The 13,245-nt window shown below is 34.6% G+C and carries 13 protein-coding genes; 5 read left to right on the top strand and 8 right to left on the bottom strand.

Annotated features, from left to right (window positions below):
* The first annotated feature begins 43 nt into the window (after positions 1 to 43).
* The 3 genes from ACFQ0I_RS04360 (at position 44) to nadB (ending at position 4,575) form a co-directional block, all read left to right on the top strand.
* Positions 44 to 1,873 (top strand): hypothetical protein, encoded by a 1,830-nt coding sequence (locus ACFQ0I_RS04360; RefSeq protein ID WP_379939704.1) that lies wholly within the window; start codon positions 44 to 46, stop codon positions 1,871 to 1,873.
* 217 nt (positions 1,874 to 2,090) lie between these two features.
* Complete coding sequence (nadA, locus tag ACFQ0I_RS04365; RefSeq protein WP_379939706.1) at positions 2,091 to 3,017, top strand: quinolinate synthase NadA; 927 nt, start codon at positions 2,091 to 2,093, stop codon at positions 3,015 to 3,017.
* A gap of 1 nt (position 3,018) precedes the next feature.
* Positions 3,019 to 4,575 carry an L-aspartate oxidase gene (gene nadB, locus ACFQ0I_RS04370; RefSeq protein WP_379939708.1) on the top strand — a complete coding sequence of 519 codons (1,557 nt, stop codon included), beginning with the start codon at positions 3,019 to 3,021 and terminating at the stop codon, positions 4,573 to 4,575.
* Positions 4,576 to 4,587: 12 nt separating this feature from the next.
* Here the strand turns inward: nadB and dsrP are convergent, their stop codons facing one another.
* The 7 genes from dsrP to ACFQ0I_RS04405 all read right to left on the bottom strand — a co-directional run bounded on the left by dsrP (position 4,588) and on the right by ACFQ0I_RS04405 (position 11,463).
* Positions 4,588 to 5,805 (bottom strand): sulfate reduction electron transfer complex DsrMKJOP subunit DsrP, encoded by a 1,218-nt coding sequence (gene dsrP / locus ACFQ0I_RS04375; RefSeq protein ID WP_379939710.1) that lies wholly within the window; start codon positions 5,803 to 5,805, stop codon positions 4,588 to 4,590.
* A gap of 33 nt (positions 5,806 to 5,838) precedes the next feature.
* Positions 5,839 to 6,963, bottom strand: coding sequence for a 4Fe-4S dicluster domain-containing protein (locus tag ACFQ0I_RS04380; RefSeq protein ID WP_379939712.1), 1,125 nt, complete (start codon positions 6,961 to 6,963; stop codon positions 5,839 to 5,841).
* A 34-nt stretch (positions 6,964 to 6,997) separates the two neighbouring features.
* Entirely contained in the window at positions 6,998 to 7,627 is a 630-nt protein-coding gene (locus tag ACFQ0I_RS04385) for a cytochrome c3 family protein (RefSeq protein ID WP_379939714.1), read from the bottom strand.
* Positions 7,617 to 8,315, bottom strand: a complete 699-nt coding sequence (locus ACFQ0I_RS04390) for a cytochrome C (protein ID WP_379939716.1) — start codon at positions 8,313 to 8,315, stop codon at positions 7,617 to 7,619. Before ACFQ0I_RS04390 ends, ACFQ0I_RS04385 begins: the two co-directional genes overlap by 11 nt.
* A gap of 2 nt (positions 8,316 to 8,317) precedes the next feature.
* A complete protein-coding gene (locus ACFQ0I_RS04395; RefSeq protein WP_379939718.1) occupies positions 8,318 to 10,645 on the bottom strand; it encodes a molybdopterin-dependent oxidoreductase in 2,328 nt (775 codons plus the stop codon).
* A 1-nt stretch (position 10,646) separates the two neighbouring features.
* Positions 10,647 to 10,889 (bottom strand): chaperone NapD, encoded by a 243-nt coding sequence (locus ACFQ0I_RS04400; protein WP_379939720.1) that lies wholly within the window; start codon positions 10,887 to 10,889, stop codon positions 10,647 to 10,649.
* A gap of 241 nt (positions 10,890 to 11,130) precedes the next feature.
* The gene (locus ACFQ0I_RS04405; protein ID WP_379939721.1) at positions 11,131 to 11,463 is read right to left on the bottom strand and encodes a single-stranded DNA-binding protein; all 333 of its coding nucleotides are present in this window, start codon (positions 11,461 to 11,463) and stop codon (positions 11,131 to 11,133) included.
* Positions 11,464 to 11,645: 182 nt separating this feature from the next.
* On the opposite strand from ACFQ0I_RS04405, the gene ACFQ0I_RS04410 reads away from it, so the two are divergent.
* On the top strand, positions 11,646 to 11,996 hold the full coding sequence (locus ACFQ0I_RS04410; protein ID WP_379939723.1) for a hypothetical protein: 351 nt from the start codon (positions 11,646 to 11,648) through the stop codon (positions 11,994 to 11,996).
* Positions 11,997 to 12,010: 14 nt separating this feature from the next.
* A complete protein-coding gene (locus ACFQ0I_RS04415; RefSeq protein ID WP_379939725.1) occupies positions 12,011 to 12,715 on the top strand; it encodes a hypothetical protein in 705 nt (234 codons plus the stop codon).
* Between the two features lie 2 nt (positions 12,716 to 12,717).
* Here ACFQ0I_RS04415 and ACFQ0I_RS04420 read toward each other — a convergent pair whose 3' ends face one another.
* Entirely contained in the window at positions 12,718 to 13,185 is a 468-nt protein-coding gene (locus ACFQ0I_RS04420) for a CBS domain-containing protein (RefSeq protein WP_379939727.1), read from the bottom strand.
* Positions 13,186 to 13,245 lie beyond the last annotated feature (60 nt).

Genomic DNA, 13,245 nt, shown 5'->3' on the forward strand with positions numbered 1-13,245 from the left:
AGGACTAAGAGCTTTTCTTTTAATTAAATAGAAATAATAGCAGATGAAAAACGCACACACCTTTCACATTCCCGTAATGGGCATTGGATTTACAATCGACTCACCTTTAAAAGTAGCACAATACGGCATAGATTCAGTAATTTCTTTAGTAGATGATATTTTGCTGGAAAAACTACGAAAAATGTACAGCGAAAAATTTGAAATTCCGTATACTGAAATAACAGATAAAATTGAAGATTTTAGAGCGAAACGAATCACCTCATACTTAAATATGATGAGTGATTTAGTGGATAAAAAATTTGAAGCTTTAAAAAATTCCACACACGAAAAGAGTGAGGAGTTAAAAGCTTATGTAAATATGCTTCCATCAGGTTCTCTGATAAAAGCAGAATTTAACAAGCTTACAGAAAAGGGCATCAATTTTCAGGAACTTAAAAACTGGGCATCCCAAAATTTATCAAAGGGAAGTATTGATGTTAATATTATGACCAAAGTCGATAAAGACAATTATATAAAAAACGAACAACTTCCTGTAGAGTTTAACGATGCACATGCCGCTTTACGTGGTTTTGCAAACAGTAAGTTAAAATCGTCTGTGATTCTTTCAGCAGGAATGAATCCGAGATTGTATGCTTATATGAGTCAGTTCGACGATTTTTATCCTTCGGCATCAGGAGAATTTACAAAGAAGATTATTTTAAAAGTAAGCGATTACAGATCGGCTTTAATTCAAGGTAAATTTTTAGCTAAAAAAGGCTTATGGGTATCAGAATACCGCATTGAGTCTGGCTTAAATTGTGGCGGTCATGCTTTTGCCACCGATGGCTATTTATTAGGTCCTGTTTTAGCAGAATTTAAAGAAAAAAGAAATGAGCTAAGAAGCTCGATAGAAAGTATATTAAATCAGGAGTTAGTCAATCAAGGGCGTGCAGTTTCAAGTGTTCCGTTGGAATTAAAAATTTCTGCTCAAGGCGGTGTAGGAACACATGAAGAGCACGAATTTTTACTTAATCAATATGAGCTAGACTCTATTGGTTGGGGTACTCCCTTTTTATTAGTTCCAGAGGCCACAACGGTAGACGATAGAACGTTGAATAAATTGGTAGCTGCCAAAGAAGAAGATTTGTATTTAAGCGATATTTCGCCTTTAGGCATTCCTTTCAATAATCTAAGAGATAACACTAAAGATTTAGAAAAAGAAGCTTTAATTAATAAAGGCAGACCCGGAAGTGCTTGCCCTAAAAAGTTTGTAGCTTTAAATAAAGAATTTAAAGAAAAAGGTATTTGTACAGCATCAAGAGAATATCAGCATTTAAAATTAAAAGAATTAGATAGTCAGAATTTAACTTTAAAAGCGTATCAAAAGGAATTTAATAAAATAACCGAGAAATCTTGTACTTGTGTAGGTTTAGGAACTTCTGCATTGTTAGCATATAATTTAGAAACTAGGGTTGAAGGCGAAGGTGTTTCTATTTGCCCAGGTCCTAACATGGCGTACTATTCTAAAATTATGAGTTTAAAAAACATGACCGACCATATTTACGGAAGAGATAACATGATTTCTAGAACCGATCGCCCAAATTTATTTATCAAGGAACTTGGTATTTATATCGAGTATTTAAAGAATAAATTAGAGGAAGCAAAATCAGCAATGACAGCGAAAGAAGAGAAATATCTTGTAACATTTACTAATAATTTAAATGAAGGTATTTCGTATTACAAATCACTATTTAGCGATCTTAAAAACAGCTTCCAGGAAATAAAAGAAGAAGTTTTACATGAGTTAGAAAAAGGTGAAAAAACTTTAAAAGTAATAAGCCTGCAAATTCAGGATATGGCACTAGAAAACATGAAGCCTAAACTTGCTGTATAGGCAGTGTAATTTGCGATTTTTTAAATTTTACTAAATAATTAAACTTTTGTTTATAAAGAATTTAAAGTTTTGAGAAAACCATAAAATGGACTCGATAAGGGTTCATTTTTTGGGTTTATCTCAGTACAATAAAATTTTAATTAAGATATTTGTAAAAAGTAAAACCTTGGCATAACTATTGGTTTTACTTAATTATAATCAAATAGTTTTAATTAAAATGGACTTAGTAAAAGAAATAAAACGCCTTAAGGAAGAGAAAAACGCGGTTATACTTGCGCATTATTATCAAGTTCCAGAAATACAGGATATTGCTGATTACGTGGGTGATAGCTTGCAATTATCTCAAAAAGCTGCCGAAACAGATGCTGATATTATTGTATTCGCTGGGGTTCATTTTATGGCCGAAACTGCCAAAATTTTAAATCCGACAAAAACGGTTGTATTACCAGATTTAAAAGCAGGATGTTCATTGGCAGATTCTTGTCCGCCCGAGGCTTTCGAAAAATTCACAAAGGCACATCCAGACCATGTGGTTATAACTTATGTAAACTGTTCAGCTGAAATTAAGGCTTTAAGCGATATTGTTTGCACCTCTTCCAACGCTTTAAAAATTGTTAATTCTGTTCCAAAAGACACCCCTATTATTTTCGCGCCAGATAAGAATTTAGGTAAATATATTATTAGTCAAACAGGTAGAGACATGTTGCTTTGGGATGGTAGTTGTATTGTTCATGAAGCTTTCTCTATCGATAAACTCATTGCCTTACACAAAAAATATCCAGATCATAAAATTATTGCTCACCCAGAATCTGAAACACATATTTTAGATACGGCGGCCTATATTGGTTCTACATCGGGGATGATTAATTTTGTAAAAGAACATCCTCAAGAAAAATTTATTGTGGCTACTGAAGCTGGTATTTTACATAAAATGCAGCAGGAAATGCCCAATACAGAATTGGTTCCTGCACCTGCAAAAGAAGATAATACTTGCGCTTGTAGCGAATGTCATTTTATGAAAATGAATACACTTCAAAAATTATATGATTGCTTGTTAAACGAATCGCCTCAAATTGAGGTGCCAGAACATATTAGAAAACGCGCGTTACTTCCAATTGAGCGCATGTTAGAATTATCAAAATAACATGGTTACAGCAAATTATTTAGTTATCGGTTCGGGGGTTGCAGGTTTAACGTTTGCGGTTAAAATTGCCGAAAAATTTCCAAACAGAAATGTTATTATTGTAACTAAAGCCAATGAAGACGAATCGAACACCAAATATGCTCAAGGTGGTGTGGCAGTTGTATTAAATAAAGAGAAAGATTCCTTTAATAAACATATTGAAGATACCCTAATTGCAGGAGATGGATTGTGTGACAAGGAGGTGGTAGAAATGGTTATAAAAGAAGGTCCCGACCGACTTGAAGAACTCATGCTATGGGGAGCTAATTTTGATTTGGATGACAGTGGTGAATTCGATTTAGGAAAAGAAGGTGGTCATTCTGAGTATCGTGTGGTGCATCATAAAGACATCACGGGGTTTGAAGTAGAACGCGCCTTGTTAAAACGTGCTCACCAATTAGCCAATATTAGTATTTTGCCGCATCACTTTGCGATAGATTTGGTAACAAATCACCATATAAAAGACAGTAATGAAGAAGAATTAGTGTGTTATGGTGCCTATATTTTTAATCAGAAAACAGGCGACATATTTACAATTAAAGCAGATAGTACGCTTTTAGCTTCTGGTGGAATTGGCTGTGTTTATGGGCATACTACTAATCCCGTAATAGCTACGGGCGATGGAATTGCCATGGCCTACAGAGCCAAGGCGCTGATTCAAGATATGGAATTTGTGCAGTTTCACCCCACAGCTTTATATGAACCTAAAGGAGAATCGTCATTTTTAATTTCTGAGGCAGTACGAGGTTTTGGTGCCTACCTGCGCGATAAAAATGGTCACCGATTTATGCTTGATTATGATGAACGCGCAGAATTAGCTTCGCGTGATATTGTGTCGCAAAGCATCGATAACGAATTAAAAAAATCGGGAGAATCAAATGTGTTTTTAGATTGTACACATTTAGATCTAGACGCTTTTAAAAAGCACTTTCCTAATATTTATCAAAAATGTTTAGATTATCATATTGATATAGCTACAGATTGGATTCCTGTTGTTCCCGCATCTCATTATTTATGTGGAGGCATAAATGTGGATAAAGACGGAAAAACCACTATCGAAAATTTATTCGCTTGCGGGGAATGCTCCAGAACTGGCTTGCATGGTGCTAACAGATTAGCCTCTAATTCGCTTTTAGAAGCCCTAGTGTATGCGCATAACATTTACAAATATCTTTCTGATAATGACATTGAAGTTTTAGATGTTACGATTCCAGATTGGAATGACGAAGGCACAAAAATTGAAAAGGAACATATTTTAATTCAACACAACCTTACACAACTACAGGCATTAATGAGGGATTATGTGGGCATTGTAAGAAGTAATAAGCGTTTAAGAAAAGCTGTAAAACATTTAGATTTAATTTATAGCGAAGTAGAAGATTTGTACAAGGAATCGAAAATAACCACCTCGCTTTGTGAGTTACGAAATATGGTTAATATTGCCCATTTAATTGTAAATCAATCTTTAGAAAGAACCGAAAATAAAGGTGGGTATTTTAATGTGGATAATGTAAAATAAAACCACTGTACTTTATTTTTTATAGCGTAGTTCTCCTGTTTCAATGGAAATAGCGGTTTTCGCTAGAATTGTAAAAATAAAAGCACCTAGTGCCCAAATACCCAATGTAACGCCTATTTCAATTCCTGTTGGTGAATACTCCACAATTTTGCCATAAGGTTCTGGGATAAAACCAGGAACAATTAAACCAAAGCCTTTTTCAATCCAAATAGCTATAAATAATATAAAACAAGCAAAATAGAGAACTTTAAGATTATTTCTTAATTTATGAAACGTGAGTATAATTGTGGCTAAAACATTCATTGAAATAGAAGTCCAAATCCAGGGTAAAAGCGCTGTTTTTCCGTCTAATCCAAAAAATAAGTAATATGCACTTTCACTGTGGTGCGTGGGAGCGTAAAATTCTTTAAATAGTTCTGAGACGAGCATAATTATATTTATTTGAGCTGCAACAGTTACTACCATGGCAATTTTTTTAATGGTTTTATCTTCAATTTTAAATGCTGTATAACTTCTAATTATGGCAAGTACTAAAATGATTAAGGCTGGACCAGCGGCAAAAGCAGAAGCTAAAAACCTTGGGCCTAAAAGAGCGTTATTCCAAAAAGGACGAGCTTGTAACCCTTGATATAAAAAAGCTGTTACTAAATGAATGCCAACTGCCCAAAAAACCGATATTAATGCCCCTGGGATATAAACACTGGATTTAGCCTCTTTGCCTTGGTAATGTCTGAATAATATGTAAAATGGAATGCTAATATTTAAAAATAAATAGCCGTTTAATACCAAAACATCCCAGGTTAACATGGAGTTTGGAAAATTAAAAACACCAATTCCAGGTATCATATGCCATAACACAGATGGTCCTCCCATGTCGGCAATTACAAAAGCTAAACACATTATAAGGGCTGAAACGGCTAAACCTTCTCCAATTAGAACTGCTTGTTTAAAATCAATATCTTTTAATACATAAGTTGGCATGACTAACATAACGGCCGCCGCCGCAACACCTACTAAAAACGTGAAATTAGAAATATATAATCCCCAGCTCACCTTGTCCGACATTCCGGTAACACTCAAACCATGCTCTAATTGTATAGAATAGCAATACATGCCAATTAACATTATAAAAGTTAAAATTCCCATCCATAAATGATATCTTTTAGAACCACGGGTAATGGTGTCTAAACTATCTATTACTAAACTTCTAAATACTTTAAATCTTCTCATTTAAATAGAATATTTTAATTTTGAGTATGGGTGTTAATCCATAAAATACCAGAATTTAGGCTCCGTACCTAAATCTTCTTTCAACCTAAATACTTTCTTGTTTTCAAGTACCCAACGAATGGTACTATCTGGATCTAAAAGGTTACCAAAAATGCGGGCGCCGGTAGGACAAGCTTCAACACATGCTGGATTTTTTCCTGCTCTGGAGCGTTGTACACAAAACGTACATTTTTCCATCACGCCTTTTTTACGCATTCTATTACCTAGATAGTGTTGGTTTTTGTTAATTTCAACTTCAGGCACTTCAGGTTTGCTCCAATTAAATCTCCTGCCATCATAAGGGCATGCAGCCATACAATACCTGCATCCTACGCACCAATCGTAATCTACTACAACTAAACCATCATCTTCTCTCCAAGTGGCCTGTACCGGACAAACCTCAACGCATGGCGGGTTGTCACAATGAAAACATTGTGTTCCCATGTAAAAATGACCTTCGGCAGGCACTTCGTGGTAATAGTTATCATCGGCTTCGGTAAAATTAAACCCTTTACCATCTTTCATTTCATGAATGCGGATGTATTCCATTTGAGAGTTTCTGTCTTGATTGTTTTCTTCAACACAAGCACTAACACAATCCATATAACCTTGGCATTTAGAAATATTAAATGCATATCCAAAAAGCACATCTTTTTCAGCATTTTTAGAAGACATACTTATTGTTTTGCCAGTTCGAAGTTGATACGATCTAACTAATCTTTCAACGGTGCCTTTTTTCTCATCATCATTCATCAATTTATAATTGCCCTTAAACTGTTCTTCCCAGTCTATTTGAGCTTTTTCCTTATTTTCGTCACCAGAAATTACGCTACACGAGGTGGAAACAGCACCTGCACCTATTAATAAACTAGCTGTTAACTTTTTAAAGGCAGTTCGGCGATCCATTTTTACATCGAATACCTGTTCAAAACCATCTTTTGTTCGTTCTTCACCTATAGAAGCTAATACGGCGTTATCAAATTCGGCATCACTAAGATGTTCTTGAGTAGAAGAGCTGTCACAACCGCCAGAAGTTTTTCCACAACCGCAAGAGCCAGAAGTTGTTTTTTCTTTTCTGTTCAGATTTAATGAAAACCATTTTTTATTATTATCACTCATACCTGTTGTTTTTTTATAATCTATAATGGCGAATTTATTCTCTTTCTTTGGCCTTTTGTGTGTTATAACGTACTGGCCATCTGGATTCAAAATGTGGCTTATGTGGGTTATGACAGTTTACACAAGTCATTGATGCTCTTGGTGGCGCCCAACCCCCAATGCGTTTACCATGCGCCCCGCCTTTCCAGTCTTCAAATTGCTTTGTGTGGCACTGGCTACATAATTGATAACTTTTATTAAAATCGATTGATTTGTTTGTAATGCTTTTTAAGTTATCCATATCGTTACCGTTATGGCATGTGCTACAATCCATCGTGTTTTCATTAGCATGAATTAAGTCGATATCCCAATGCGCTTTTTTAATAGTACCAGTTTGCATTCTATCTAAGGACTTGTTATGACATTCTGTACAGTTATAAGATTTAATTTGGCTTTTACGTTCAGGAATTAAAAAAGTGTGATCGCCTTCTGTAATTTCAATAGTCTGAATATCGCCAATGTAGTTTTCCGATGAAATAGAAGTTCCATGATAGTTTTTACTTTCGGCATTAATTTTATCTGTAATGCTATGATATTTATCTTCATGGTGTTTACATGAAAAACTAAGGCTAGCTAAAAATAGCAAGCAACCAATTATCCTCAATAATGTTTTGTTATTCTTCATCAGGATTTTGTCTATTAAAAATTCCAATATCAGTCGTTTCTTTGTTATTAAGTACATGGCATTGTCTACAATTCACTCGTTCTGGATGTGTTACCCTAATTTCTTTAGGAGCGCTGGGTCCAGCATGACATGCTAAACAGTTTTCATGCAATTGAATTTGATGCGGAATTATAGGTGGGCTACCTAAAAGCGCATTATTATCGCCAACTTTTGGTGCATTAACTTTACCGAAATTATTTTCTTTAAATAAGCTTTGGGTTTTTTGTGGTACATGACATTGCCTACAATTAACTAATTCTGGGTGGGGACTAACCGGTGCATAGGCATTAAACTTTGATACAAATCCACCATTATCATGGCATTTTAAGCAGGTACTGCCACCCATACCGCGTTCGCTTTCTACAGGATGAGGAATACTAGGTGGAGCGCCATGAAAGGCTCGATTCTCGTAATATGAATTTAAACTTCTTTGATAATTTTCATCAATAGGCATGTTACTATAATCTAAAGCATGCTCAGAACGTTTAAAAACTCCGGCTTCAGAAGGAATAATATGCATAGTGTTGTTGCCTTCTTCAATTGGAATATACGCTTCTTCCAACCCCGTTAAATAACTAATATCCCAAATAGTTATAAAAGCTATAAACAGAATTACGAACAATGATATGATGCCTAATCGCTTTTTCATAGTTATGCTTTTTCTACTTTAACAGCACATTTTTTGTAATCAGGTTCTTTTGAAATCGGACAAAATGCATCCAGAGTAACATCATTAATCATCATATTTTCATCAAAAAATGGCACAAAAACTTGTCCTTTAGTTGGCAATCCTCGTTCATTAATGGATGCGGGTAAAATGCAAGAGCCTCTTCTAGAACTTACTTTTACTTTTTCTCCATTTCTAATACCTAATTTTTCAGCGTCATCTGGATGAAATTCAACATAAGAATGTGGCATTGCTTTGTGAAGCACAGGTATTCTGCGTGTCATGGAACCCGTATGCCAATGTTCTATGACGCGCCCAGTATTAAGCCAAAAAGGGTATTTAGCATCTGGAATTTCTGGCGCTGGTTCGTAGGGTCTTTGCCATATAATAGCTTTACCATCTTCATTGCCATAAAAATGAAAATCTTTGCCATTATTACATGCTGGGTCATATTTAGAATTAAAGCGCCAATTTGTAGATTTTCCGTTTACATATGGCCAAATAACGCCTGATTCTTTTTTGAGAACCTCAATAGGCGCCATTTCGTGTTTAGCACCTTTATGAAATTGACTGTATTCTTTATAAATTTCTTCTACGTGATTTTCTTTAGAATAAGGGAATAATTTTCCATATCCCATACGCTTCGCTACTTCAATAAACATCCACGCGTCGGCAGTTGTCTCTCCTGGTCCGTCAATCATCTTATCCCAGTGTTGGGTTCTTCGTTCGGAGTTGCCATATAATCCGCTTTTTTCTATATGCCATGACGCTGGTAGAATTACATCAGCAACGTCAGAAGTCGGGGTTGGAAATACGTCAGAAACAACAACAAAGCACGAATCTTTTTTCATTCCTGGACGGTATCTACTTGTTTTAGGAAGCGAGACTAACGGATTGGTTGCCTGTATCCATATAAATTTTATATCACCACGATCCACAGCTCTGAACATTTCAGTAGCGTGATACGTTGGTTTCGATGGAATATTTTCATAAGGTACTTTCCAGATTTTCGCTGCTAATCGTCGATTTTCTTCTTTCATTACCACGCCTTTTGGCAATTTATGTGTAAAAGTGCCCACTTCTCTTGCAGTACCGCAAGCAGATGGTTGTCCGGTTAAAGAAAATGGACCATTACCTGGTTGCGATATTTTTCCAGTAAGTAAATGAATATTATATACTAAATTATTTATCCAAGTACCTCTGGTATGTTGGTTCATTCCCATGCACCAATACGACACCACTTTCTTGTTTGGGTCTCCATAGATTGAAGCCAAATATTTGATGTCTTTTACTGAGACTTTCGAGTATTTTGCTACTTTCTCTGGGGTGTAATCTTCTAAGAATTTTTTATAACTATTGAAGTCTATTACCGTAGCCTTATCTTCAAATTTAAATTTATCTTCTAATCCATAGCCTATATTGGTTAAGCCTTTTTGGAATTTAATATGATTATCTACAAACGATTTATTAACCCAACCGTTTTTTATAATTTCATAGCAAATAGCATTAGCAACAGCTAAATCTGTTTGAGGTTCAAATAAAATGGATTTATTTGAAGCGGTACTTGAACGAGTTGTTCGAGTGGCGAAATCTATAATTTTTGCACCACGTCTATTTTTTTGTTCCAACATTCTTGAAAACAAAACAGGGTGCATTTCTGCCATATTATTTCCCCAAGTGATAAAATAATCTGCGTGTTCTATATCTTCATAACAACCCATTGGCTCGTCAGCTCCAAAAGTGGTTAAAAAGCCAGTTACCGCACTAGCCATACATAGACGCGCGTTACAATCTAAATTATTAGTGCCAATAGCACCTTTCATAAATTTAGAGGCCACATAGCCTTCAGGAATTGTAGATTGCCCCGAGGTATACATGGCAACAGCATCTTTACCATGGTTTTTTATAGTGGCCTTCATTTTATTGGCAACAAGATCTAGAGCTTCATTTAAAGGTGTTTTTACATATTTTCCGTTTTTCTTAACTAAGGCATGTGTTAACCTGTCACTTGCTTGCGTACACATAATTTGATGATAGCCTTTTACGCAAAGCAACCCTTTATTAACGCTGCTGTTAGGATCTCCTTTTACAGCAACTGCTTTTCCATTTTCAATGCCCACCAAAATACCACATCCTACACCGCAAAAACGACAAGGACCTTTTTTCCATTCAAGATTCCCACCTTTTGGTAATTTTAGTTCTTGTTCTTCGGCAAACATAATTCCTGGGAACATTGTGGCTGCTGCTGTCATTGCCGATAAGGCTGCCATTTTTTTAATAAAACTTCTTCTATTGGTTAAAGAGGTATACATATTATATCTGGTTTTGAGATGTATTAAATCCAGAAACCATGGCCAGTAGCTTTATACTTGGCAATGTTTCTAACTTTGCTTTTAATTGTTCTTCTTCCTTTTCAGTCTCTGTTTCTGTTACTAAGATGACCAAATCTTCATTTTCTGCAGGCATAACTTCACAATTACCTATAGCAGACAAAGCTTCTATAAGTTCTTTTTTTTTGCCTTTGTGTGGATGCACTAAGTAGCTCTTTATTGGCATAATATATTGAATGTTGGTAACAAAAAACTAAAAATTAAAATCCTTAAAATATGACAATTGTCATATTAAGACAAATATGTCTTAAATTAATAGCTATCGAAATATTATGATTTTGTTAAGAAATGATAGAATCAATATAATAGAAAATGAGGTATGTTAAAGGGATTCGTTAAATAATAACAAAGGCTCCTTGTATACAAGAAGCCTTTGTTAACGTACCAATTTATGGGCAAAAAAAGGTTTATTTTCCTAGCATAAGGAGCTCACTACATACTACTTCGGTTATATAGCGTTTGTTGCCATCTTTGTCATCATAACTACGCGATGTTAATTTGCCTTCAATAGCAACTTCTTTTCCTTTAGTTACGTATTTTTCAATTATTTGAGCTGTTTTTCCCCAAGCAACCACATTGTGCCATTGGGTATCTGTAATTTTTTCACCTTTCGCATTGGTGTAGCTTTCGTTTGTAGCAATATTAAATTTTGCTAAAGTTTTTCCTGATTCAAGATTGATGATTTCTGGATCGTTTCCTAAGTTACCAATCAACTGTACTTTGTTTCTAAGTGTGTTCATAATTTAAATTTTTATCGTTAAACAGTTAATACTATCGAGTTCTTATGTTTCGACATTGCAAAGATGTAACCCTTTCAAAATTTTATTCGGTACATAAATGCTTAATATCGTTTGTAAATGTTTGTAGTCGTTTGTAAACGAATAAATATTTTTACCTATATTTGATTTAAATTCAGTTTTTTATGGCAAAACAATGTTTAGAATGTGGCGAAAAAATTGTTGGTCGCATTGATAAAAAATTCTGCAGCGATGGGTGCAGAAACGCATATAACAACAATGTAAATAAGGATAGTAAAAACCTAATACGGAATACAAATAACAGGCTTCGTAAAAATTATAGAATTTTAGAAGAACTCAATCCAGATCAAAAAACAAGAACATCGAGAGGGAAAATGATCGAGCTGGGGTTCGACTTCAATTATTTTACCAGTATTTACACTACCAAAGCTGGTGCCATTTATTATTTTGTTTACGATCAGGGGTATTTGCCATTAGAAGGCGATTATTACGCGTTGGTAAAACGAGATAGCTAACAAGCAATATAACGATGGATTTATCTTTAAAACAAACGCTGCTTATTGCTTTAGGAATTTGTGTTATTGGAATCGTTGCATTCGGCATTTATTACTTTAATCCGAAACAAATAATTCTTAGAAAACTCGCAAAAATAAGATTAAAGCCCATTGTGAGTTTAAGCGATAACGAACTGGTTAAAGTAAACGGAAAAGCTGTAAATATTCAAGCGCCATTAATAGCCCCATTAAGCAAAAGAAAATGTGTTTACTTTACTATTAAAATTGAAAAAAAAGTGAGTACCGGTAAAAATTCGCACTGGAAAACGGTGGTGAATGAAGAGAAAATAGACCCTTTTTTTATGGAACAAAATGGGAGTTTTGTTCTTATAAATTCCACCCAGAACCCTAAAAATTATGTAAGTTATTTAGTAGTAGATTCTAAGCTCACGTCTGGTGTTTTTAATAAACCTACGCCAGAGGCGCTAGCATTGTTAGAAAAATACAATATGGATAGTAAAAACTTTTTCGGTTTCCATAAACAACTCCGATATCAAGAAGGTGTTATAGAAATAGGCGAAAAGATAACGGTTGCTGGCGTTGTAAAATGGAATACCTTATCGGAACCTTTAGAAGGTTATAATTATTCAAAAATAGCAAGTCTAAACCATTCTGAAACTCAAAAACTTATTATTACAGATTTACCAGAATCTAAGGAATCTAGGGGATTAAGCGTTTAAGCTTATTTCCAGTTATTACCTTTCATACCCATTGCGGCTTTAAGCACATCTTTTTGGCTAATTTGACCTACCAATTTTCCGTTTTCAACGATTGGGAATCGTCTGTGTTTAGATTCTAAAAATTTGTTTGCAGCATCAAAAATATTCATGTTTCCATCAATAGTTTCAACATTTTTAACCATACAACTTTCAACCGTATGATCGTTCATTGGCATATTATAATATCTGCTTTCGCTAATTTGTTTAATGCAATCACCTTCAGAAATAATTCCAATAAGTTCATGTTTATCGTTTACAACTGGTCCGCCAGAAATTTTGTACTTAATTAAGGCATCAATAACTTTATCAATACGTTCATCTGCTTTAAAAGTTATTAATTTTGTAGTCATATAATCACTTACCCTTAAAGGCACATCGTTAGTTATCTTATTTTGATTTTTTCTAGAGGCTAAAAAGCTTTTAATTCCCATGATTATAAATTTTAGTAATTCTAATGTACTTATTTTTTTTTTGTTTTCCTAATAATCTAT

Source organism: Mariniflexile aquimaris, from assembly GCF_042676825.1.
In the GTDB taxonomy this organism is placed as follows: Bacteria; Bacteroidota; Bacteroidia; order Flavobacteriales; family Flavobacteriaceae; genus Mariniflexile; species Mariniflexile aquimaris.